This is a genomic window from Ignatzschineria sp. LJL83 (assembly GCF_054871845.1).
In genome coordinates this window covers 80,499-102,732 of record NZ_JBTXLY010000008.1, presented here as the reverse complement: position 1 = coordinate 102,732, position 22,234 = coordinate 80,499, and the positions used below count along the sequence as shown (strand labels likewise).

Genomic DNA, 22,234 nt, shown 5'->3' with positions numbered 1-22,234 from the left:
ATCAATTTTACATCATTTAACTGGAAAGTTTTTGTTATATATACAATCGTTTGAGAAATAATACATTGATCTATCTTGAGGTCAGGTCAAGATGATTTATCAAGAATTAAAGTATCTATTTCATGTTGGAGTATATGTAGGACAGGGATAAGCTCTTGTGGCAATTGTTCCTGTCGAGCAGGCTTATGTTTTGCTAACTGTAGTGAAATTTAAATGAGTAAGGTGCGCAAGCAGCAACGAGTTCAATTGCTAATCGATAGTTTTTTAGATTATAAATTTAAAGGAAGAATCGAGAGCATCGCACCAGCAACGAACTTATCATTTTTACCAACCTCTCCCAGCAATGTTACTAGAAACTTTACACAAATCACACAAGGAGTGTCAGTAAAAATTGTTTTTGAAGATAATCAACTGGATTTTTATCGTCTAAGTATTGGAATGCCGGTAGTAGTGAGGATTAGTACTGATATGAGCCAAAAAATAGCCTTATATAAAATTATTTGAGCTTACTTGTAATCATTAAACGTTCCCACATTAAAATCATAATATTTCTCTAAAATTTGAATGGTGGCAGGTTGCTGCTGGATATTCACAAAATGCGCTTTTAAAGGTGCGCCGTAATCATCTAAGGATTGTAGATATTCATTCAGATCAGCGCTATTTTCGTATTGTGTGAAGAAGAGTAGAAGATCATGCGCTTGTTTCATCTCTTTTGAAATGCCGGCAATCTCTTCGGGATAAGCGAGAAGCGAGATTGTGTAGGTTTCCGGCGTATCTTCATCGGTGTGATATTCAAAAATCGTGATGATATTGCTGGCGCATTTTACGTGATGTTTTTTATGGAGGTTTTGAAATTGATCATCAATGGCTGTTGTTAGGCATTTTGTGAGATCTAGTGTATTAAACACACATTGATTCAGCATCTCTTTGATAAAGGGATTACTGAAAAGATGAGAGATCATGGGTTGAAACGAAGTATTGAGCATAAGATTTAGAATATCGATTGTAATTAGTTGATGAAATATCGGTTTCTGCGGTGCATATTAAATGCAGGCTTTGATTTTCAAAGTAAAAAAGATGCATGTAGGATAGCAGAATCAGGATTGAAATTAGGAATATCTAGGCTTGAGTGACGCCAATCATAATTTTCGTCACATAGTTATCTAAACCGTTCACACTTACCTCATCAAGCAGATATTCTTCAATGCTATCGCCGGTAATTTTGTAATTTTGATCAAATAGAAACGCTTTGATTTTAAGATATGTTTCGTGAATGTGCAGATAACTGCCTTTGTGATATGCCACAACGTAATCGCCAGCAGGGCGGATGTGCGTGGTTTCGATCAGCGTTGGATCATCAATGCGTAAGCAAAAATGTGTGTAATGTTGATAATCATTGCCGGCAATGGCTTCTTTCGGGAGTAATACGCCGATGGGATGTCCAAAATCAATCGCTTTTTCTTTGGCTTCATTCATGAAATTCATTAACAGTTTCGAGATAAATTTATCAGAATATTGCGTCACTTTTTGGCTTAAAACATATGAATATTTTGAACAGTGCTGAATTTCTATTAAGTCAAAATCAAGGCTGAGCGCATTTTTAATCTGAGATTTCTTATTGTGAATAATATGCTGAATGCGCTGCATTTTTCGGATTTTTTCCGCCATCATCGCTTCTTTTTCGGCAAGAAGGGCGATGGTTTTTTCCGGCGATTTAATCTCTAAAAAATGTTTAATCTCCGCAAGCGACATATCGATCTCTTTGAGCATTTCAATGACGGAAAAGATTTCCACTTGTTGAATGGAATAGTAACGATAGCCATTTGCGCGTTTATAATCCGGCTTGAGTAAGCCGATTTCATCATAATGGAAAATCGTCTGTTTTTTAACGCCACAAATTTCGGCAAATTCGCCGGTAGTAAAGTGTTTCATTGCGGAAAATCCTTGAGCGAAAAGCTAGAAGAATATTAGGAAAATATCAGAAAAAGCCGAATTTGAAGGACATGTTGGAAGAAAGATTGAAAGATATCCTTGACTATATGGTTACCAGATACTTTATCATATCCTCACCTTGAAACGAGTAGAGAAAGAGACGTAACTCATGACGGATAATCATTCATCCATAAAGACAATGAAGCCCACAGCGCTATTTATGAAGTATTTAATCCCCTCACTGCTAGGAATGCTGTTGATGTCGATTAATATTCTGGTCGATGGCTTATTTGTCAGCCACGGCTTAGGCGAGCAAGCGCTTGCGGCGGTCAATATCTCGATTCCAATCTATTCCATTATTTTATCCATCTCTTTGTGGATTGGAATGGGCGGTGCAACGCTCTATTCTATGGCGCTCGGCGAGGGAAATGTTCATAAAGCCAAAGCGATCTTTACGCAATCGGTGCTATTAACGCTGATTGTCACCGGCATTATTTTAGGCATTTGTTTGATCTTCGATCGGGAAGTGGCCTTTCTCTTTGGTGCCAATGAGCAGATTGTCGATTTAGTTTTAGAATATCTGCATGTATTATTGCTCTTTGGGATTTTATTTGTGATTGAAAATATCTTAAGTATTTTTATCCGAAATGATGGTAATCCAACCTTGGCAATGATGGGATTAATCGTCACTTCTGTCGTGAATATTATCCTAAATTATCTCTTTATTTTCGTGTTTGAATTTGGCTTAAAAGGCGTTGCTTACGCCATTGTGATTTCCGGAGTTGCCGGCATTGCCGTGTTATTAACGCATTTTTTGAATGTGAAAAAACAGCTCGGTATTACGAAGTCTTTTATTAAAGAATTAAATCTTGGGGGCATTTTAGCCATTGGTTTTCCGAGCTTTTTAGTGGAAGCTTCCGCGGCTTTAGTGGTAATTTTGTTTAATGTCACTTTCAATAAATTCATGGGCGATATTGGGCTTGCATCTTATGCCGTTGTCAATTATTTGCACATTGTATTTCTCATGCTCTTTATTGGCGTCGGCGCAGCATTACAGCCGATTACAAGTTATCTTTATGGCGCGATTCAATATGGCAGAATGGCAATATTCCTCAAACTTGCGTTGATTGCCGCCGGAGGATTAGGGATTTTCCTAACAATTTTTGGAATTGCCGGCGATCTTTTCTTAATCAAAGTCTTCGGCATTACCGATCCTGAAATTGTGGAATATACGGCAATTGGGATTCAATCCTTTTTCTTAGGATATCTCTTTTTAGGGATCAATATGGTATTGCTGGAGTTCTATCAATCCATTGCCAGAGTGCGCTATGCGGTGATGATTGTCGTCCTTCGAGTCGTCATTTTCTTTGTGCCACTCATCTTCTTATTACCGGCATTGTTCGGAGCGAATAGCATCTGGCTTGCATTTCCGGTCTCAGAAGCCGGCGCTGTTATCGTAGTATTGCTTGCTGTGAAGCTCCACTGGATTCGGTTGATCCCGAAAGAAAAGATAACTTCTGAAGCGATGGGAAGTTAGGTTTTGAGATAAGAAGTAGCAATAATATTTGATCTACAAAAAAATCCTGCACATTGGCAGGATTTTTTATGTCATATGTTACACAAGATATTATTACTTCTTATGTGAAAAGTAAGTTAATCAATGCGACAAGCTGTTCTAAAAACCATCTGATCATTGCTATTCCTTCTTATCAAATATAGATATTCATTGAATGGCCTCTATGTGGTTCAATGGCACATAAAGGTTCGAAAATTAGAATTTCAATCATATCCATATTGACCGCAATATTGAGATTGTCATCGCGGTGAAATCTAATATTATCATTCTATGTATATTGATAATATTATCAATAATAACAGCGCGTTATATTAAGAAATATTGATATATATTACTGTTTCTAGGATGCTGGCAGATGAGTAGTATTTAGGTCTGTTTTTTTATAAAGGCACGTTGTAAGGTATCAATTTCTCGTTCAATACTATGAAATCCCGGAATCTCTGGGATTTTTTTCGCTTCTTCAATTTCTGAAGCATTGGCAGAGTTTGCTAAGGTTTCAAAAAGATAGAGAAGAGAGGCAAGATTCTCTTCAGATAATTCCGGTCTTTCTGGCGATTCTGCGGCGCGTTCTAAGAGAAACGCGAGTTTTTCCATCGCATAAATAATGGGAAAGTAATATTCAATGAGCTCTGTTCTCTTTGGGATTTCTCCAATCGCCGCTTCATACAGTGCCGTAAGATTTGAGAGATTCGTGCGCATTTTGATAAGACGAGCTTTAATCTGCGCCGGCGTACTTGCCCGCTCTTTGGAGAAAAGGAGCAGAATCATTTGGGATTGATTGCGAAGCGTGCGCATTAAAATGCGAGGAATTCTCACGGAAGCGGAGCGTTTTCCCATCAAAATGACGCCAAATAATCCCATCGCACTACCAATTAAAACATCAATAATTCGGGCGCTGGAAAAGTGAAAGAAAGCAAATTCACTATTGGTAATGGCATTCACAATCAGAAGCGCAAGCGGCGTGATAAAAATCACGGCAAGCCCATAATTCTTCACAATGAGAAGTTCAATAGATGCCGTAAAAATGAGAATTAACAGCACAAAAATATAGCTCGAAGGCTCAAAATAGAGAATGGCGCTCGCAATTAAAATGCCGATAATGGTGCCGATGGAGCGTTGAAGCGCACGATGAAATGTGGCGATCATCGAAGTGCCGGACATGACGGCAACACAAGAGAGCGGAATCCAATACGATCTTGTAAAATCAAAGCTGTATGCCAAAAGAGCCGCAAGCGTTGTAATCACGCCAAAACGTAGTGCCGTTAGAAAGACCAATGAGTTACGATCTAGCGCATCGCCTAAAATATCTTTGAGCGTATCTCGATGTTGAAGCGAAATGGGTTTTAGTGATTCTGCCGGCAAAAGTAGGGTTTCTCGCATTTTTCGGAAATATCTTTGCAGTTGTGGATTTTCCGTTTTAGGAAGTTTGAGCGATGCTTCTAAAGATTCTAAATGCCGTAAATTTTTCGCAAGCGCCTGTTCAATCTGTTTGAGAAATGCAATGCATTCTGCCGAAGTATTGGCAGATTGTTCGGTATTAAACGTTTCATCTTGATTCATTAAATAGAGAAAATACTCATTGCCGGTAATGGCTAAGTGCAATAAACGCAGATAAGTCGGTGAAGGTTTCCACGGCAATTCGCCGGCAATTAAGGTATCAATAGTTTCTTTAAATGCAGCCATTGTTCGATATTTTTCTGTGGCGCATTGAGTGGTATCAAGATTTTCAGAAAACTTAATGAGCTGTTGATATGCGCGTTTTACCACTTGAATTTCAGGGCGATGGGGATTGATTAAGAATCCGCTCATGGCAACAAGCCAAGAAAAAGATGCGCCTAATGCGATTAATCCTGATCTCATGAATATTTCAGGAAGATCTGCTTCCGGCATATCGGCTGTAATGGCGAAGACTAATACAAAGAAAATTGAGGAGGGTCCCATAAATTTCAGGGCATTAAAGATAAAGAGCATGACCGCAGAAATTAATCCCATGATCAGCGCAATGGCAAGGGGATAAGGCGCGACAAGCGAGCCGAGTAGCGAGGCAATGACCATAGAAACAGCCACAAAAAAGAGTCTTTTGGAAAGATGCGCATAGGGTAAGCGAAATGCATAGAGATAGGTAAATCCGCCAATACCTGCCATTAATCCATCTTGGAATTGATTGAGCAAAATGCCGATTAAAATAGGAGCTGCCATCGAAATGCCGGCGCCAAGAGCGCGTTCCCAAGGACAGGAGCGGTTATTGACGGCGATGGCTTCTTTTAAAATATCCCAAATTTTTTCGGTTATGCTCATGAATCTTTTCTCTGCGATATGTTAGTGTTTTGAAAGATTGTTTATTGTACGTGATTTTGTAGTTTGATGAGCGCTGTTATCAGGTGTTTCATCTTTTATGAAGGCTTTAAGCGATGTAGCTAGTTTCTTTTGAAGTGCATGCTATGATTTCTTGAATACTAAAAAATGATCATAAAAATAACGATCAATAGCCTTATATAAATACTTATCAATATGCTTATCAAGATCACGATAAATATCATCATAAAGATCATGATAAGCAACCATTCGAGGAGGAAACCATGGTGACATTAGAGCTTGCGCAGATCAGTCTTAAAGATGGCGATATTGCCGGCAATCTGGCAAAAGTTGTGAAGATGATTCGGGAAGCGAAAACGGATAGCGATATTATCATCTTTCCCGAAACATGCTTTAGTGGATTTCCCACACATGAAAATGCCGGCGATTATGCGCAGAATATCAATGGTGAGATCGTGAAAACTCTTGAAAAAGAGGCGAAAGCAAAAGGAATTGCTATCCTTGCCGGCATTTGTGAAGTGGAAGATGGTCGCTATTATAATAGTGCTGTATTTATTGATCCGGAAAAAGGGCATTTGGCAACTTATCGTAAAACCCATATGTGGCTCATAGATCAAGGTCTGTTCATGCCGGGAGATCGTTTCATAAGCTTTGAATGGCGCGGAATTCGTTTAGGATTTTTGATCTGTTTTGATATTGAATATCCAGAATCGGGAAGAGCGAATGCGGAATTGGATGTGGATTTGCTCTTAGTTGTGAATGGCAATATGGATCCTTACAGCGAAACTCATCGAACGGCGATTAAGGCGAGAGCGCAAGAGAATCAATATTACGCGGCATTTGTCAATCGTGTAGGAATGGATAGTTTCGGGCATCAATTTGCCGGCGGAAGTTGTGTGGTTGATCCATTTGGCGAAACGCTCTGCGAAATGGGCAGGGAAGAGATGACGTTACAGATTCAAATTGATCCCTTAAAACGCCGAGAATATCAGAAACAATATCATTATCTACAAGAGCGAGCATTAAAACCGCAATATGAGATTGTGGAAGAAGATGGCACCTCGATTTTGAAGATTCCGCAGCGTTGATTTATAAGAAGAGATTCAACTTGCGGGCGAGAAGTTTAAAAAGATGTGCAAACATTCTCTCCCGCCGTAAATCAGCTTATATAATGTACATCAGCCAATTTTATATGGATGACAACAGGGGAATGAAACAGACTGCATTCTAAAAGTAGAATCCGGCATATAGGATAAAATAGTAAAATTTAGGAAATCGTTGAAAAAACACTCGAAAACCCAAGAAAGTCGGCGAGATGGAAATATATAAGCTATAATATTGCACAAATTTTTTATATGCGCGAAAAGGCTCGGATGCCAAATTTCGTATATTATTATTCAAATAGCAGATAGCATGAAGATGCTTATCGAAGGTGTTTCATGAAATTACTTCACGACAGAATTATCCACGATGGTTTAGCATTTGATGATGGCACATTGAAGGTTGATAGCTTTATCAATCATCAAATGGATCCCATTTTGATGAAATCCATTGCGGTGGAATTTGTTCGCCGTTTTGCCAATCTTCCTATTAATAAGATCGTTACGATTGAAGCAAGTGGTATTGCGCCGGCAATTATGTTGGGATATCTTTTAGAATTACCGGTTGTTTTTGTGAAGAAAAAAACCCCAAAAACAATGGAAAAGATGTATTTATCATCGGTTTACTCATTCACAAAAGATCGTACTTATGATGTGTGCGTGAGCGAAGAGTATCTTTCTAAAGATGATAATGTGCTCTTTATTGATGACTTCCTTGCAAATGGAAACGCGGCATTAGGTGTGAAATCGTTAATTGATCAAGCAGGTGCAACACTTTGCGGAATGGGCTTTATCATTGAAAAGAGCTTCCAAGAAGGTCATGAGCGCCTTGCAAATCTCGGAATTAATGTACAATCATTAGCAAGAATCGGTTCGCTTGCCGGCGGAAAAGTACAGTTTTTAGATTAATCTCACAAGCAGTGATATTCGGTGCGTAGAAGGAAATAGAGCGAACAGAATGAAGCTGTTGTGATTGAATCATATTTATAAACGATTTCTTAAAGTTGATGGAAATATAGGTTTCCGGAAGATGGATTAAGAAGTCGTTTTATCTTTTCTGAAAGATGAAAAAGTAAAAAGGGTGATCGATGGATATTTTGTTAGTTACGTTGAATGCGCGTTATTCTCATGCTTCATTAGGGCTTCGCTATTTGAAAGCGAATCTTCATGAGCTTGAAGATCGTGCGGAAATTTTGGAATTCACTATTCAGCAAAATAAAGAAGCGATGCTAGAAGAGATCTATCGCCGAAAGCCAAAAGTGGTGGGTTTTGGAATTTATATCTGGAATTTCATGGAAACCACATCGCTGATTAAAGATCTACGCGCTTTAATGCCGGAAGTGATTATTACCATTGGCGGTCCTGAAGTGTCCTATGAATATGAGGATATTGAAATTTATCCGCTTGTGGATTATCTCATTACCGGTTGGGGCGATGTTAGCTTTTATCAATTGATGGAATCGCTCTTAGTGCAACAAAAACCTTGGGAAACGAAGGTCATCAAAGGGATTGAGCCACCACTCGATGAGATTAAATTGCCATATTATCTCTATAATGAAGAGGACATTAAGCATCGAACGGTTTATATCGAAGCTTCTCGAGGTTGCCCGTTTAAGTGTGAGTTTTGTCTTTCGAGCTTAGATAAAACGGCGTGGCGTTTTCCTCAAGATGCGTTCTTGGCGGCAATGGATGATCTTTACGAGCGTGGACTTCGTCAATATAAATTTGTGGATCGAACGTTCAATTTGAAGAAAGATTTTACGCTCACGATTTTAAACTTCTTTTTAGATAAACTTGCGAAAAATCCGGAAGAAGCGCTCTTTTTACACTTTGAGCTCGTGCCGGACTATCTCTCGGATGAATTAAAAGAGAAGATTTTAGAATTCCCGGATGGCTCATTACAGTTTGAAATTGGGATTCAAACCCTGAATACGACAACGCAACATCTCATTTCTCGCAAAACCAATCTCACGCTTGCGAAAGAGAATATCTCCTGGTTATCAAAACATACGGATGTGCATCTGCATGTGGACTTAATTGTGGGCTTACCGGATGAAGATTTAGAAAGCTTTGCGGAGGGCTTTAATGAACTTTGGTCGTGGGAACCGCAAGAGATTCAAGTGGGGATTTTAAAACGCTTGAAAGGCGTGCCGATTATTCGTCATAGCACAGAATTTGCTTATAGCTTTAGTCAGGAACCGCCGTATTCCATTTTGAAGAATCGCCAAATGCCATTCTTTGAAGTGATGGAAATGGAACGCTTTGCAAAATTCTGGGATAACGTTGCAAACTCTGGAAGATTTAAAGAGAGCTTGCCGGCCATTTTGGGAGATTTACCGTTCCAAAATTTCAGAGCGTTAGCGGCATCTTTATCAGAGACTTTCGGGCGAGCTTACGGCATAGCACTTGATCGACTCTTTAAAGCAATCTTTGAATACTTAACAGAAGTGCGAGGACTTTCTGTTGAAACAGTCCGAGAAGTGATGCGAGAAGATTTCCTTCGTACCGGCATTAAAGGTTGGCCGAAATATCTCGGAGAAAGACCCGATGATCGACTATTTGGGCCTAAAGAAGACGGCAATGAAGCACTTCCGCAAAGACAAAGACAACATCGAGCACAGTAAATCAATTTCAGTTAGTAATTCTAAAAGGATTGATATAGCTGATGTGTGACTTGCAGAAGAAGGTATATATTTGAGCTAACTATATGTTAGCTTCTGTTTATATATAGTGGTTTTGGTCTGAAATTATAAAAAGCGCTGACATTGCTGTCGCAGGATTTTCAGAAGTATGCAAACATTCGACCCGGCGATGACTCAGCTTCTATTTTGCAATTGAATTTTCTTGAGCCAATTTAATGCTTAGTAAGCAGAAAGTAATAGAACGATAAAGTTATAAAAAATGCACTATCCAAATGGTAGTGCATTTTTGTATCAAGCTTATTGAGCTATTTTCCTATTCTATCAGAAACAAACTATCTCAATTTAATCGGTGCATTTTGATAGAGCATGGATTCATTCATACTTTTGAAAGGCAGTAATTGCCAGTTTTGATCTTCCGCTAAAGATTGCAATAATAGGGATTGTTCTGAATTCATTGTCGGCACGAAGATGCATGAACCTGTGCCGGTAATATAAGGATTCAACTTTAACTCATTCAGTGCATTCATGATGAGACGCATATGCGGATAGAGATGATAAATTGCCGGCAAGCAATCATTAATTGCACGGGAATCATCAAAATAATGATCCTCAAAAATAGGACTGTTACGTGTGAGGTGGGCGCTTTCAAATACTTTCTGCGTGGAGATGTGAATGCCGGGATTAATCAGAATAAATTCCTCTTCAGCGATCTCTATTTCTGAAAGCTTTTCGCCAATCCCTTCAGCCCAAGCGCTTTTTCCGTAAATAAAGATCGGAACGTCAGCACCTAAGGATTTCCCGATCTGCATGAGCTCTTCTTCAGAAAGATATAATTCCCAAAGTACATTGAGGGCAACTAGCGTCGTTGCGGCATTCGAACTGCCACCGCCAATACCGGCGCCCATCGGAAGATTCTTTATAAGATCAATACGAACACCTTTTGTAGAGTGCGTATATTGTTTGAGTGCAATGATGGCTCTGTAGATAAGATCATCTTCAAGGGCGAAATCTTTGTGCTCATAATTAAAGAGAATTTGATCTTCCGGTAATATCTCAAAACCGATCTCATCAAATAGATCGGTAAATTGAAAAATCGTCTGTAAGTAGTGATAGCCATTCTCTTCTCTTCGGATAATGCGAAGCATGCGATTAATTTTGGCAGGAGAAGGAAAGTAGAGCATTAGCGGATGATCCAATTATCAATTAAGAAACGAAGACGAATATCATCGCCACGTGTGAGTGTCATTTTTAAGGGAAGCGTCATGCCATTTTTATCGATCCACTCTTCATAATTGACTGTCCAACCATCTTCAACGAAAGAGCGAGGTAAACCTTTGTCATCTAATACGACTTTTGTATTAGGTTTGTTGGTTCGTCCTTTAATCCATTGTTGAGTGCCAGATACTGGCCAATCAATGCCGGTAAGATTGGCAAATAAACGATCGGGATTGCGATCTTTGAAAGTTTCTTCATCAATTGTAATGGTAGTTTCTTTATCATCGACTTGGATATCGACACGACCTTGGGAGAAAGGACCTTGAATTAAAATATTGACGGCTTCATTTTTTGCTTGCTCAATATTAAAGCTGACTTGTCCGTTTTGAGCGGGATGTTTAATCGCTGTTCGGCCAAATACCTTATAGCTTTCAGTTTCTTCCAATGATTCATACATCGGAACTGTACAGGCGGTAAGTGCGAAGATCGCAAATGATAGTGGGATAATTTTTATTCGTTTCATAGCTTTTTCAAGAAAGTTTGTTAGAATTGCTCTCGTTGATTTAGAGCAGTGAAATAAATGTTTAAAGACATCTATTCTACACTTTGAGTTAGTTTATAAACAGAAGTCTGGGTGATCAAAAAGTGCTCACAAATAAACTAGACAAACCTAAAAAGATGTTTATAATAGTTGTTCTTCTGATGGGCTATAGCCAAGCGGTAAGGCAGCGGGTTTTGATCCCGCCATCCCCAGGTTCGAATCCTGGTAGCCCAGCCATATATTTGAAAGGTATTGCACTGTAATTGAGTTGATTATGTCAAAAAATAAATTACAATTTGTTGCAATACCTTTTTTCTATTCTGCACCCAAAAATTCATTTAATTTATAGAGGATTCTTTGTAATGAGCAGCAAAGACCAGATGATGGTGTTTACCGGTAACGCCAATCCAGAGTTAGCTAAAAAGGTAGCCGAGCATTTAGGGCTTGAGTTAGGAGATGCGACAGTAGGGCGCTTCTCAGATGGGGAAGTAATGATCTCTATCAATGAAAACGTTCGTGGTAAGGACGTATTCTTTATTCAGCCAACATGCTACCCAACAAACGATAACTTGATGGAGCTTTTAGTTGCTTGTGATGCACTTCGCCGTGCATCTGCTGGAAGAATCACTGCGGTAATTCCATACTATGGTTATTCCCGTCAGGATCGTCGTCCACGTTCAGCGCGTGTACCGATCTCTGCAAAAGTTGTTGCAAACATGATTACAAGCGTTGGCTGTGACCGTGTTTTAACAATCGATCTTCATGCTGATCAAATTCAAGGTTTCTTTGAAATTCCTGTAGACAATATTTATGCATCTTCTGTAATCCAAGCGGATATCATGAAAGGTGATAGCTCTAATATCACAGTTGTTTCACCAGATGTGGGTGGTGTTCTTCGTGCGCGTTCAGTTGCGAAGCAAATCCCAGGTGCGGACTTAGTGATTATCGACAAACGTCGTCCGGCGCCAAACGTATCTGAAGTTATGAATATCATCGGCGAAGTTGAAGGCCGTGATTGTATTATTGTGGATGATATCGTGGATACTGCAGGAACATTAGGTGCAGCAGCTAAAGTGCTTAAAGAGCGCGGTGCTAAAACAGTAAAAGCATATTGCACACATCCAATTTTCTCAGGAAAAGCAATTTTTAACATCGAGAACTCAGGTCTTGATGAAATGATCGTGACGGACACAATTCCTCTTCGTGAAGAAGCGATTGCGTGTGATAAAATCCGTGTACTTTCAATTTCTGACATCATTGCGAATACTATTTTAAGAATTCACGAAGAAGAGTCAGTTAGTACATTATTTACGCTTGATTAAGCTAAAATAATCGGTACAATTATCCGAGTTGATTGGGCTATAGCCAAGCGGTAAGGCAGCGGGTTTTGATCCCGCCATCCCCAGGTTCGAATCCTGGTAGCCCAGCCATATCATCGAAAGGTATTACGAGAAATCGTAATACCTTTTTTGTTATCTCGCTTTTAGCGAGAAGATTTAGAAAGATTGATGGTAGTTTTGAGTGGTTTATATTGTGATAGTTATTTTTGTTGATTGTTTCGAATTAAGGTTCTAAAAAAGATGAGTATTGTTGGCTCGGAATTTGAGGAATATGAGGAATATGCAAATATTCGATCCGGCGATGAGTAATCCTCTATTTTGCAATTGAACTTGTTTAAATCGATTTCCCCTATGCATGAAGTGTTATAGAGGCGCAGTTGATATTAGATGTGTGTTTTGAGCGTATATATCTATTTAATCAATTTAGATTTTGAAATGTAAAATGCAAGGGAAGCTGTGAGGGGGTTGTATGCTTGCTTGAATAGATTAAGCTAAAATTAGAAAATAGCTTTAAGGGGAGAGTGTTTTTCAGTGGATTTTTTGCTGAACTATCCTATTTGAGCTTTTGATGGAAGGTGATGTAGGGCGGTAAGGCTGTAAAGCTAGAATCTAACTTGGTCATATTGTAGGCGAAATTTTGGGGTGTTTTGAGATTGAAGATCGTAATCAATTGATTTTTATCTTCTGTTTTTGTGGGAATTTCTTTTTGATGAAAAAAGTCTAAATAGCGCATTATTTGCGCTTGAATAAGCTGAGATAATCGGTAGTATTACCCGAGTTGATTGGGCTATAGCCAAGCGGTAAGGCAGCGGGTTTTGATCCCGCCATCCCCGGGTTCGAATCCTGGTAGCCCAGCCATATCATCAAAAGGTATTACGAGAAATCGTAATACCTTTTTGTTGTTTGCGAGTTTAATGAGGGTGATGAGAGTTCTATATTAGGAGTGGGATTGAGAAATCAAGCATTCCAATAGTAGTTATCCTTATTAGGAAAGGAAACCTCAGCAATCTCAGGTGAGCTTCTATATAATGATCTCTGTTCGAGTAATTTTTACGGAATTCAGAACTCGTAGAAATTATGATCTATTACTTTAGAAAAGTTAGAAGGGATTTTATGACACGTAAAGTATTTTGTGTAAAATTACAAAAAGAAGCTGATGCGATGCCAAGACAAATGTATCCAGGTGAATTGGGTAAACAGATTTTTGAGAATGTTTCGAATGAAGCGTGGCAAAATTGGCTAAAAGCACAAACGATCTTAATTAACGAATATCGTATTAATCCTTTAGATTCTAAATCTAGAGAGTTTTTAGAAAAGCAGATGCATGACTTCTTCTTTGGGGACGGTGCAGATTTACCGGATGCTTTTAAACCGGTATAGATCCAAAATAAGAGAATATTAGCTTCCAGTGAATATCGAATATCGTAAAAATATGGGAAGCCTTAGAAAAGACCTTGACCACTTTTAAAAAAAGGGTTAAGGTCTTTTTTATGAATATAAAAAATTACACACTCCTACAACTACGACTTATTCTGCTGTAACCGCAATGGTTGCAGCCTAAATCTGCTATTTATAGATTTTTGTCGTTTGTTTTGGTGTAATTTTTATGAACTTCCCAATCGTATTTTTAATATGTAACAACTTTTTTGATTGTATAGCTCGTTGGCATGCGCTGATCTATAGCTTACGACTATGCATTTTGACATCTGTAGTAAGTAAAACTTAGAAGATATTCAAATAAGTTATCAAAATTAGTGAATCAAACGCACTAACACTGTGCATCAAAAGAAATAGGAAGAGAAAATTATGATTACGAATCCATCCACAAAATACCCTCGTTTCGAAGCGCCTAATTATAAAAACAGAACTTGGCCTAATAAAGAGATTACAACGGTGCCACGTTGGTTAAGCTCAGACTTAAGAGATGGTAACCAATCTCTCATTGAGCCAATGACGATTGAGAAAAAGATTAGAATGTTTGATCTCTTAATTGAGTGTGGATTTAAAGAGATTGAAGTGGGTTTTCCTTCGGCATCTGATACGGAATTTAATTTTGTTCGTAAGTTGATTGAAGAGAATCGTATTCCGGATGATGTGACGATTCAGGTATTAACTCAATCTCGTCAAGATTTGATCACGAAAACATTTGAAGCATTAAAAGGCTCTAAAAAAGCGATTATTCATTACTATAATGCGGTTTCTCCAACCTTTAGACGCGTTGTCTTTAAGATGGAAAAGCCAGAAATCAAAGCGCTTGCTGTAAAAGGTGGCGAGATGATTTTGGCTGAATCTTTAAAATACCCTGAAACAGATTGGTATTTTGAATACTCTCCAGAGATCTTTTCAGATGCGGAGTTAGAATTTTCCTTAGAAGTATGCGAGGCGGTATGTGATGTCTTTAAACCAACGCCTGAGCATCCACTAATTTTAAACTTGCCGGCAACGGTAGAAGTATCTACGCCAAACGTATATGCCGACCAAATTGAGTGGTTCTGCGATCATATTAGTTGCCGTGATTCAGTGGTAATTAGTGCGCATGTGCATAATGATAGAGGTTGTGCGGTTGCAGCAACGGAGCTTGCGTTAATGGCGGGAGCAGATCGTGTGGAAGGTTGTCTGTTTGGTCACGGCGAGCGAACAGGAAATGTGGATTTAGTGACGGTTGCATTGAATATGTATTCGCAAGGATTGCATCCTGGTTTAGATTTTGGAAAGATGAATACGGTGGTAAGAGAAGTAGAATATTGTACGGATATTCCTGTTCATCCTCGTCATCCTTATGCGGGAGAATTGGTCTTTACGGCATTCTCAGGTTCACATCAAGATGCGATTCGTAAAGGGCTTTCTGAAATGAAGGATAATCCTGAGCAATTATGGAGAGTGCCATATTTACCAATCGACCCGTTTGATTTAGGGCGTTCGTATGAAGCAGTGATTCGAGTCAATAGCCAGTCAGGAAAAGGTGGAGTGACTTATCTTCTTGAGCAGGATCATGGGATTGAACTTCCAAGACGCTTACAGATTGAGTTTAGTAAGGTTGCGCAGATGTTTGCAGATAGCGAAGGTGTAGAATTAACCTCTGAGCGTTTATATGCGATTTTCGAATCAGAATACTTTAATGCAGAGCCTTCTTTGGAGATTCAAACACCCATCGATATTGAAGAAGATTCTGATGGTAATACACATATGCAATTAACATTGAAAACACCACTTGGTGATAAGAAGTTAGATGCAACAGGAAATGGTCCGATTGCGGCATTGGTAAATGGTGTGAATGAGTTGTTTGGTTGGAACGTAGACGTTGTGGATTATAATGAGCATGCGAGAAGTACAGGATCATCAGCAGATGCAGTATCGTATGTTGAAATGCAGATTGATAATCGCACGCTTTTCGGGGCTGCAACGCATGCGAATACTTCAAGATCATCCTTGAAAGCGGTTATTTCAGCGTTAAATCGTGCGATTGATAAAGGCTTGATCTCTTTAAGATAAACCTTTGTATCTAAATGGTAGATGAGCGATTTTTATAAAAATGATTTGTTAAAACAAGAAAAGACATTCTGAGAGGAATGTCTTTTTTGCATCAGGAATTTGTATGAGTATGGGGAATTTTATTCGGCAATAAGAGTGATAAAATGCTAGAATCTTCACAGCCAAAAGCGATCTACGAGAGCGATTATTGTTGCCGATATTTTATGTGATCGCTTTTATTGATTAATGAAATTTAAAGAAGCGTAGTATGACATATTTATTTACCTCCGAATCAGTTTCTGAAGGGCACCCAGATAAGGTTGCGGATCAGATTTCTGATGCAGTCCTTGACGCGATTATCAAGGAAGATAAAGGCGCGCGTGTTGCGTGCGAAACTCTCGTTAAAACTGGTGTAGCAATTGTTGCTGGTGAAGTAAGTACGAATGCTTGGGTAGATCTTGAAGATCTCGTAAGAGGCGTAATTACAGATATTGGTTACGATTCCTCAAAAGTTGGTTTCGATGGCAAAACTTGTGGTGTATTAAACATTATTGGAAAGCAAAGTTCAGAGATTGCGCAAGGCGTAGATCGTAAGCTTCCAGAAGAGCAAGGTGCAGGCGACCAAGGTTTAATGTTTGGTTATGCTTCTAATGAAACGGATGTTTTGATGCCGGCGCCGATTACATTTGCTCATCGCTTGATGGAGTGTCAATCAGAAGCGCGTCGTAGTCGTCAGCTTTCATGGTTAAGACCTGATGCGAAAAGCCAAGTAACTTTTGCCTATAATAATGATGGTTCTATCTCTCACATTGATGCGGTGGTTTTATCAACGCAACATGATGAAGAAGTCAAAGCGAAAGATTTAGAAGAAGCGGTGATGGAACTCATCATTAAGAAAACGCTTCCTGAAAAATGGCTTACAAAAGAGACTAAATATCACATCAACCCAACAGGAAGCTTCACAATTGGTGGTCCTGTCGGAGATTGTGGTTTAACAGGTCGTAAAATTATTGTAGATACTTACGGTGGTATGGCAAGACACGGTGGTGGCGCATTCTCTGGAAAAGATCCATCGAAAGTGGATAGATCAGCAGCATATGCGGGTCGTTACGTTGCAAAAAATATTGTTGCGGCAGGCCTTGCAGATAAGTGTGAAATTCAAGTGTCTTATGCAATTGGTGTTGCGGAGCCTACTTCTATTTCTATTACCACGTTTGGTACGAATAAAGTGCCGGAATCTGTGATTGAAGATTTGGTGCGTAAACACTTTGATCTTCGTCCTTACGGCATTGTAACGATGTTAGATCTCTTGCATCCCATTTATCTTCCAACGGCAAGCTACGGCCATTTTGGACGTAATCCATATGAGATTGAATACACGGATGGCAATAATGAGCTCGTGAAAGCGACCGCATTTAGTTGGGAAAAAACAGATAAAGCGGATCTTCTTCGTGAAGATGCAGGATTGTAGTAGGGTTTGAAAGATTTTTGGGCGATGTCTCATTTGATATTGCTCAAATTAAGAACGTAGAGAAAATGAATTATTCTTGACTTTGGAGTGGAAAAAGCTAGAATAATCCGTTGTCTTAGTATGAATTTGATACTCGTAGGAAACATTGCTTATTTGCTACGAGTATTGTCACTTATATAAATTAAAGGAATTAGGGATGAAACGTACATTTCAACCAAGTTTAATTAAAAGAAAACGTAATCACGGATTCCGTGCGCGTATGGCAACTAAAAACGGTCGTAGAGTTATCAACCGTCGCCGTGCTCGTGGACGTGCTCGTTTATCAGCATAATTAAATAGAGTCTAATAAAGATTCGAGGCGCTTGTTATTATTAAAATAATAGGCGCTTTTTTGTTTTTGTAATGAGCAATTAGGTCATGAATACATTTCGATTTCAAAGAGAAAAACGGCTTTTAACTGCGTTAGATTACAGCACTGTTTTTGGGAAAAACAGATCATTTAAAGATCGATCTTTCCTGATTTTAGTGCAAAAACGATTGCAAGAGAAAGAGGGCTTTACAGTAGTTGGAACGCAACCTAGATTAGGGCTTGCAGTTTCTAAAAAGAATTTTAAAAAAGCTGTAGATCGAAATATTGTTAAACGTATTATTCGAGAATCCTTTCGGTTGCATCAACAAGAATTAGCGGGGCTTGATATTGTAGTGATGAGTCGAGCAACGACAAATATCGCAGATAGAGCAGCATTACATGCATCTCTTGAGCGTCACTGGATAAAGATTATCGAAACATGCGTACCATCTTAATTTGGCTTATTAAAGGTTATAAATATTTTTTAAGTCCATGGCTTGGCAATCAGTGCCGGTTTGAGCCGAGTTGCTCAACGTATGCGATGGAGGCCATAATGCGTTATGGTGCTATTAAAGGAAGTTGGTTAACAATTAAGCGATTAGTTCGTTGCCAACCATTTTGTAAAGGTGGGGAAGATCCTGTACCTTAGGACTTCTCTATTCGTATTCACATTTATTAAAGAAAACTATTTATGCAGAATAATCAGCAACGTCTTTTTCTCTTATTGATTTTGGCTGGCCTTGTGTATTTTCTCTACACTAAATGGGTGGATTACAATAATCCTGCACCTATTACGCCGATCGAACAAACGGTTCCGGGAACTACAACTCCAAATGATGTAAGTCAAGGATCTATTCCAGTCATTGGGCAAGATCAAAATCAATTGGTCGCAGTCAATGCTGACGATTACATCACGGTCATTACCGATGTGTATGAAATGAAGATCGCTAAGAAAGGCGGGGATATTATTGAAGCAGGCTTATTGCAATATCCTGAAAGTCTAGCAGAGCCAGATAAGCCTTTTAAAGTTATGGATAATACTCAAGAGCGTTTCCAAGTAACGCGTACGGGGTTATCAAGCCAAACTCATGAAGGAACTCCAAATCATACGAATGCGCAGTTTGAAAGTGCACAAAAACGCTATGAGATGGCAGAAGGTGCAGATAGTCTATTAGTTCCTTTAACGTATATTGATCCTATCAGTGGTTTAGCTGTTACGAAAACATATGAGTTTAAACGTGGTTTATATACCGTAGGCTTCACGCAAACACTTGAAAATAACTCAAACCAAGTTTGGGTCGGTGGTGAATATCGTGAAATTGCTGCGAAAAAACCGCAAGTAGAGAAAGGTGCAGCAATTGGTGCATCAAGTTTTGATGGAAGTGTGTTCTCATTACCCAATAATGATTATAAGTATGAAAAACTTGCTTATGACAAAATGACGACAAAAGAGCGTGGTTTTAATGCGGAAGGTCATGAAGTCACACAATATCGTCCTAAACAATTTGCCGGCGAAGGTGGTTGGGCGGCGATGATTGAGCAATACTTTGTTGCGGCAACAGTTTCAGGGAAAGATCTTGAAGCAACGAAGCAGACGCAAAATATTATTCAAACATTACAAAATGGTAATTTTAATGATCAATCACAAAACACATACGTGATTCGTATGATGGATCAGAATGCCATTTCAGTAAAACCAGGTGAAACACATAACTTTGAAAGCCGTTTCTTTATTGGTCCTAAATTAAAAGAGCAATTAGAAGAAACTGCAGAGTATTTAGACTTAACGTTAGATTATGGTTGGTTTAGTCCAATTTCAGCATTCATGTTATGGATCTTGAAATTCTTCTACTCTTTTGTAGGAAACTGGGGTTGGTCGATTGTGCTCTTGACGTTAACAGTAAAATTAGCACTCTTTTACTTTGCGAATAAAGGGTATACTTCAATGGCAAGAATGCGTAATGTTGCGCCGAAACTTGCTTTGATTCGTGAAGAATATGCAGATAACCGTCAAAAACAATCTGAAGAGATGATGAAGCTCTATCGTAAAGAGAAGATTAATCCTTTAGGTGGATGTTGGCCGATTGTGATCCAGATTCCAGTGTTTATTGCACTTTTCTGGATGCTCATGGAAAGTGTTGAGCTTAGACAAGCGCCATGGATTTTATGGATTCATGACTTATCGAAAATGGACCCATATTTCATTCTCCCAATTATCATGGGTGTGACGATGTTCTTCCAACAACGCTTGAATCCGGCGCCAACGGATCCAATGCAGCAAAAAATCATGAAATGGTTACCCGTTGTCTTTACCTTTATGTTCATGTGGTTTGCATCAGGAATCGTTTTATACTGGATTACGAATAACTTGTTAACGATCTTACAACAAGGCTATATTATGAAGCGTGTTGCGAGAGATAGTAAAAAGCATTCATAGTAAAAATCAGTGAGATATCCGCTCAATCTTTCTCTCCTTAGTTCAAAGAGAAGAAAAAGGGAAGAGACAGAGAAGAGCGATAATCAAAATAGGTTTTGACAAGATGTCATTAACAACGAACAATCCCCTTTATTGGGGATTGTTTTTTATGAGGATTTAAAAGTGTTAAAAGATCAGACGATTGCTGCAATTGCTACAAGTACGGCAATTGGAGGTATTGGAATTGTAAGACTTTCAGGAAGTGAGTCGATTCGTATCGTAAAAGAGATGACAAATCTTACCGATTTAAAGCCAAGGCATGCCTATTTTTCTCCTTTTCTAGCGCAATCTGGAGAAGTATTAGATGAAGGTGTTGTGATCTATTACAAAGGCCCGAATTCTTTTACTGGCGAAGATGTGATTGAACTTCAAGGGCACGGCGGACTCGTGGTATTAAATCGTGTGCTTTCAAGAACCTTAGAGCTTGGCGCAACAATGGCTCGCCGGGGAGAGTTTTCTGAAAGAGCGTTTATCAATGGTAAGCTCGATTTAGTACAAGCAGAAGCGATTCACGATCTAATTGTGAGTCAAAGTGAGGCACAAGCGAAAGCGGCAATGAATTCCTTAACAGGGAATTTCTCTAAAAAAGTGAATGAGCTTTTAGAATCATTAGTCATGATGCGAGTCTATATCGAAGCGGCTATTGATTTTAGTGAAGAAGATATTGATTTTATTTCAGATGGAAATGTCTTAAAAGGGCTTAATGAGCTCAATGATCAAGTGACACTGCTTCTGAAGTCTGCCGGCAATGGGAAAGTATTAACCGATGGTTTAAAAGTTGTAATTGCTGGAAAGCCAAATGCCGGTAAATCTAGCTTACTGAATGCATTATCCGGCGAAGAAACGGCGATTGTAACCGATATTGAGGGAACAACACGTGACGTGCTCAGAGAGCGCATTATTATCGATGGTGTTCCGTTATATATTATTGATACAGCAGGACTTCGAGAAACAACGGATCAGATTGAAGCAGAAGGCATTAAGCGTGCGAAACGTGAAATGGCCGCTGCTGACTTAGTATTGTGGATGCATGATGATTCTCAGGAGTTTATCGGCATTGATGAAGATATTGCGGCGCTCAATATTCCGGTGATTAATATTCACAATAAAGCGGATATTTCCGGCAATGCTATTGGGAAATATGATGAGTACCTTGTCATCAGTGCAAAAGAAGATTTAGGAATCGATCTAGTAAAATCAGCAATATTGAATTACGCCGGTTTTGAATCGCAGGAAGGATTGTTTAGTGCAAGAGAGAGACATATTCAAGCATTAAAAGGAGTGCTAGAGCACTTTGCCGTAGCACTTCGCTTGATTCATGATGAAGTTGCGATTGAATTAGTTGCCGAGGAGCTTAGATTGGCGCAAATTTCTCTTGGCGAGATTACCGGAGAATTTAGCACGGATGCCTTATTGGGAGAAATTTTTTCGAACTTCTGTGTTGGAAAATAAGTCGCTGTTTCAAAGATCTTCAAGAATGAAGAAGCTACTGATGAGCGGTATTGATGAAAGATTGTTGATTGAAATAATGCGAAGGAATAGGGCATGTTAACAAAAGAGAATCTTCTTAAACTAGCGACGATGAAAATGCCATTTGGGCGTTATCAAGGTCGCTATTTAATCGATCTTCCTGATGAATACCTGTTGTGGTTTACCAAAGGCGATAAAGGTTTTCCGAAAGGGGAATTAGGACAATTGATGGAATTAGCATTAATGCTAAAAATCGATGGTTTAGATGGATTAGTGAAACCGCTCAAGTATCAAGATTAACAATCTTATTTAGATCTAAGATATTAGTAGCGATA

20 protein-coding genes and 3 tRNA genes are annotated in these 22,234 nt (G+C 39.0%); 18 read left to right on the top strand and 5 right to left on the bottom strand.

Annotated elements, in window-relative coordinates; all coding sequences use genetic code 11:
- The first annotated feature begins 213 nt into the window (after positions 1-213).
- A complete protein-coding gene (locus tag ACYSN2_RS06750) occupies positions 214-504 on the top strand; it encodes a hypothetical protein (protein WP_461749492.1) in 291 nt (96 codons plus the stop codon).
- 2 nt (positions 505-506) lie between these two features.
- On the opposite strand, the gene ACYSN2_RS06745 is transcribed toward ACYSN2_RS06750, so the two are convergent.
- Positions 507-908 carry a hypothetical protein gene (locus tag ACYSN2_RS06745; RefSeq protein WP_461749491.1) on the bottom strand — a complete coding sequence of 134 codons (402 nt, stop codon included), beginning with the start codon at positions 906-908 and terminating at the stop codon, positions 507-509.
- 211 nt (positions 909-1,119) lie between these two features.
- Entirely contained in the window at positions 1,120-1,932 is an 813-nt protein-coding gene (locus ACYSN2_RS06740; protein ID WP_461749490.1) for a MerR family transcriptional regulator, read from the bottom strand.
- Positions 1,933-2,101: 169 nt separating this feature from the next.
- On the opposite strand from ACYSN2_RS06740, the gene ACYSN2_RS06735 reads away from it, so the two are divergent.
- Positions 2,102-3,469 (top strand): MATE family efflux transporter, encoded by a 1,368-nt coding sequence (locus ACYSN2_RS06735; protein ID WP_461749489.1) that lies wholly within the window; start codon positions 2,102-2,104, stop codon positions 3,467-3,469.
- Between the two features lie 405 nt (positions 3,470-3,874).
- Here the strand turns inward: ACYSN2_RS06735 and ACYSN2_RS06730 are convergent, their stop codons facing one another.
- Complete coding sequence (locus tag ACYSN2_RS06730) at positions 3,875-5,806, bottom strand: FUSC family protein (RefSeq protein WP_461749488.1); 1,932 nt, start codon at positions 5,804-5,806, stop codon at positions 3,875-3,877.
- A 281-nt stretch (positions 5,807-6,087) separates the two neighbouring features.
- Between ACYSN2_RS06730 and ACYSN2_RS06725 the strand changes: the two genes are divergently transcribed.
- The 3 genes from ACYSN2_RS06725 (at position 6,088) to ACYSN2_RS06715 (ending at position 9,548) form a co-directional block, all read left to right on the top strand.
- Positions 6,088-6,912 carry a nitrilase-related carbon-nitrogen hydrolase gene (locus ACYSN2_RS06725; protein ID WP_461749487.1) on the top strand — a complete coding sequence of 275 codons (825 nt, stop codon included), beginning with the start codon at positions 6,088-6,090 and terminating at the stop codon, positions 6,910-6,912.
- A gap of 351 nt (positions 6,913-7,263) precedes the next feature.
- Positions 7,264-7,833: a xanthine phosphoribosyltransferase gene (gene xpt, locus ACYSN2_RS06720; RefSeq protein WP_461749486.1), complete on the top strand. Its 570-nt coding sequence runs from the start codon at positions 7,264-7,266 to the stop codon at positions 7,831-7,833.
- A gap of 179 nt (positions 7,834-8,012) precedes the next feature.
- Positions 8,013-9,548: a B12-binding domain-containing radical SAM protein gene (locus tag ACYSN2_RS06715; protein WP_461749485.1), complete on the top strand. Its 1,536-nt coding sequence runs from the start codon at positions 8,013-8,015 to the stop codon at positions 9,546-9,548.
- A 350-nt stretch (positions 9,549-9,898) separates the two neighbouring features.
- Here ACYSN2_RS06715 and ispE read toward each other — a convergent pair whose 3' ends face one another.
- Both ispE and lolB read right to left on the bottom strand, forming a co-directional pair.
- Entirely contained in the window at positions 9,899-10,747 is an 849-nt protein-coding gene (gene ispE / locus ACYSN2_RS06710; protein ID WP_461749484.1) for a 4-(cytidine 5'-diphospho)-2-C-methyl-D-erythritol kinase, read from the bottom strand.
- Positions 10,747-11,304 (bottom strand): lipoprotein insertase outer membrane protein LolB, encoded by a 558-nt coding sequence (gene lolB, locus ACYSN2_RS06705; RefSeq protein WP_461749483.1) that lies wholly within the window; start codon positions 11,302-11,304, stop codon positions 10,747-10,749. Before lolB ends, ispE begins: the two co-directional genes overlap by 1 nt.
- 180 nt (positions 11,305-11,484) lie before the next feature.
- On the opposite strand from lolB, the gene ACYSN2_RS06700 reads away from it, so the two are divergent.
- The 13 genes from ACYSN2_RS06700 (at position 11,485) to ACYSN2_RS06640 (ending at position 22,199) form a co-directional block, all read left to right on the top strand.
- A tRNA-Gln gene (locus ACYSN2_RS06700) sits at positions 11,485-11,559 on the top strand.
- 125 nt (positions 11,560-11,684) lie between these two features.
- Positions 11,685-12,644 (top strand): ribose-phosphate pyrophosphokinase, encoded by a 960-nt coding sequence (locus tag ACYSN2_RS06695; RefSeq protein ID WP_461749482.1) that lies wholly within the window; start codon positions 11,685-11,687, stop codon positions 12,642-12,644.
- A gap of 33 nt (positions 12,645-12,677) precedes the next feature.
- Positions 12,678-12,752 (top strand) — tRNA-Gln (locus ACYSN2_RS06690).
- A gap of 693 nt (positions 12,753-13,445) precedes the next feature.
- Positions 13,446-13,520 (top strand) — tRNA-Gln (locus ACYSN2_RS06685).
- Between the two features lie 255 nt (positions 13,521-13,775).
- Positions 13,776-14,042, top strand: coding sequence for an oxidative damage protection protein (locus tag ACYSN2_RS06680; protein ID WP_461749481.1), 267 nt, complete (start codon positions 13,776-13,778; stop codon positions 14,040-14,042).
- A 426-nt stretch (positions 14,043-14,468) separates the two neighbouring features.
- A complete protein-coding gene (gene leuA / locus ACYSN2_RS06675; RefSeq protein WP_461749480.1) occupies positions 14,469-16,154 on the top strand; it encodes a 2-isopropylmalate synthase in 1,686 nt (561 codons plus the stop codon).
- A 247-nt stretch (positions 16,155-16,401) separates the two neighbouring features.
- Positions 16,402-17,604: a methionine adenosyltransferase gene (gene metK / locus ACYSN2_RS06670; RefSeq protein WP_461749479.1), complete on the top strand. Its 1,203-nt coding sequence runs from the start codon at positions 16,402-16,404 to the stop codon at positions 17,602-17,604.
- A gap of 196 nt (positions 17,605-17,800) precedes the next feature.
- The gene (gene rpmH / locus ACYSN2_RS06665) at positions 17,801-17,935 is read left to right on the top strand and encodes a 50S ribosomal protein L34 (RefSeq protein ID WP_461749478.1); all 135 of its coding nucleotides are present in this window, start codon (positions 17,801-17,803) and stop codon (positions 17,933-17,935) included.
- An 86-nt stretch (positions 17,936-18,021) separates the two neighbouring features.
- Positions 18,022-18,408 (top strand): ribonuclease P protein component, encoded by a 387-nt coding sequence (gene rnpA / locus ACYSN2_RS06660; protein ID WP_461749477.1) that lies wholly within the window; start codon positions 18,022-18,024, stop codon positions 18,406-18,408.
- Positions 18,393-18,602: a membrane protein insertion efficiency factor YidD gene (gene yidD, locus ACYSN2_RS06655; RefSeq protein ID WP_461749476.1), complete on the top strand. Its 210-nt coding sequence runs from the start codon at positions 18,393-18,395 to the stop codon at positions 18,600-18,602. Before rnpA ends, yidD begins: the two co-directional genes overlap by 16 nt.
- 42 nt (positions 18,603-18,644) lie before the next feature.
- On the top strand, positions 18,645-20,390 hold the full coding sequence (gene yidC / locus ACYSN2_RS06650) for a membrane protein insertase YidC (RefSeq protein ID WP_461749475.1): 1,746 nt from the start codon (positions 18,645-18,647) through the stop codon (positions 20,388-20,390).
- A 162-nt stretch (positions 20,391-20,552) separates the two neighbouring features.
- Complete coding sequence (mnmE, locus tag ACYSN2_RS06645) at positions 20,553-21,881, top strand: tRNA uridine-5-carboxymethylaminomethyl(34) synthesis GTPase MnmE (RefSeq protein ID WP_461749474.1); 1,329 nt, start codon at positions 20,553-20,555, stop codon at positions 21,879-21,881.
- A 93-nt stretch (positions 21,882-21,974) separates the two neighbouring features.
- Entirely contained in the window at positions 21,975-22,199 is a 225-nt protein-coding gene (locus ACYSN2_RS06640) for a DUF3820 family protein (RefSeq protein ID WP_461749473.1), read from the top strand.
- The last annotated feature ends 35 nt before the right edge of the window (positions 22,200-22,234 follow it).

What these genes read in the sequence shown, in the direction of transcription:
- rnpA (WP_461749477.1), top strand. Translation starts at nt 18,022, where the DNA reads ATGAATACATTTCGATTTCAAAGAGAAAAACGGCTTTTAACTGCGTTA.
- lolB (WP_461749483.1), bottom strand. Translation starts at nt 11,304, where the DNA reads ATGAAACGAATAAAAATTATCCCACTATCATTTGCGATCTTCGCACTT.
- ACYSN2_RS06730 (WP_461749488.1), bottom strand. Translation starts at nt 5,806, where the DNA reads ATGAGCATAACCGAAAAAATTTGGGATATTTTAAAAGAAGCCATCGCC.
- leuA (WP_461749480.1), top strand. Translation starts at nt 14,469, where the DNA reads ATGATTACGAATCCATCCACAAAATACCCTCGTTTCGAAGCGCCTAAT.
- ACYSN2_RS06735 (WP_461749489.1), top strand. Translation starts at nt 2,102, where the DNA reads ATGACGGATAATCATTCATCCATAAAGACAATGAAGCCCACAGCGCTA.
- ACYSN2_RS06750 (WP_461749492.1), top strand. Translation starts at nt 214, where the DNA reads ATGAGTAAGGTGCGCAAGCAGCAACGAGTTCAATTGCTAATCGATAGT.
- ACYSN2_RS06695 (WP_461749482.1), top strand. Translation starts at nt 11,685, where the DNA reads ATGAGCAGCAAAGACCAGATGATGGTGTTTACCGGTAACGCCAATCCA.
- metK (WP_461749479.1), top strand. Translation starts at nt 16,402, where the DNA reads ATGACATATTTATTTACCTCCGAATCAGTTTCTGAAGGGCACCCAGAT.
- ACYSN2_RS06680 (WP_461749481.1), top strand. Translation starts at nt 13,776, where the DNA reads ATGACACGTAAAGTATTTTGTGTAAAATTACAAAAAGAAGCTGATGCG.
- ispE (WP_461749484.1), bottom strand. Translation starts at nt 10,747, where the DNA reads ATGCTCTACTTTCCTTCTCCTGCCAAAATTAATCGCATGCTTCGCATT.
- xpt (WP_461749486.1), top strand. Translation starts at nt 7,264, where the DNA reads ATGAAATTACTTCACGACAGAATTATCCACGATGGTTTAGCATTTGAT.
- ACYSN2_RS06640 (WP_461749473.1), top strand. Translation starts at nt 21,975, where the DNA reads ATGTTAACAAAAGAGAATCTTCTTAAACTAGCGACGATGAAAATGCCA.
- yidD (WP_461749476.1), top strand. Translation starts at nt 18,393, where the DNA reads ATGCGTACCATCTTAATTTGGCTTATTAAAGGTTATAAATATTTTTTA.
- yidC (WP_461749475.1), top strand. Translation starts at nt 18,645, where the DNA reads ATGCAGAATAATCAGCAACGTCTTTTTCTCTTATTGATTTTGGCTGGC.
- rpmH (WP_461749478.1), top strand. Translation starts at nt 17,801, where the DNA reads ATGAAACGTACATTTCAACCAAGTTTAATTAAAAGAAAACGTAATCAC.
- ACYSN2_RS06715 (WP_461749485.1), top strand. Translation starts at nt 8,013, where the DNA reads ATGGATATTTTGTTAGTTACGTTGAATGCGCGTTATTCTCATGCTTCA.
- ACYSN2_RS06725 (WP_461749487.1), top strand. Translation starts at nt 6,088, where the DNA reads ATGGTGACATTAGAGCTTGCGCAGATCAGTCTTAAAGATGGCGATATT.
- ACYSN2_RS06740 (WP_461749490.1), bottom strand. Translation starts at nt 1,932, where the DNA reads ATGAAACACTTTACTACCGGCGAATTTGCCGAAATTTGTGGCGTTAAA.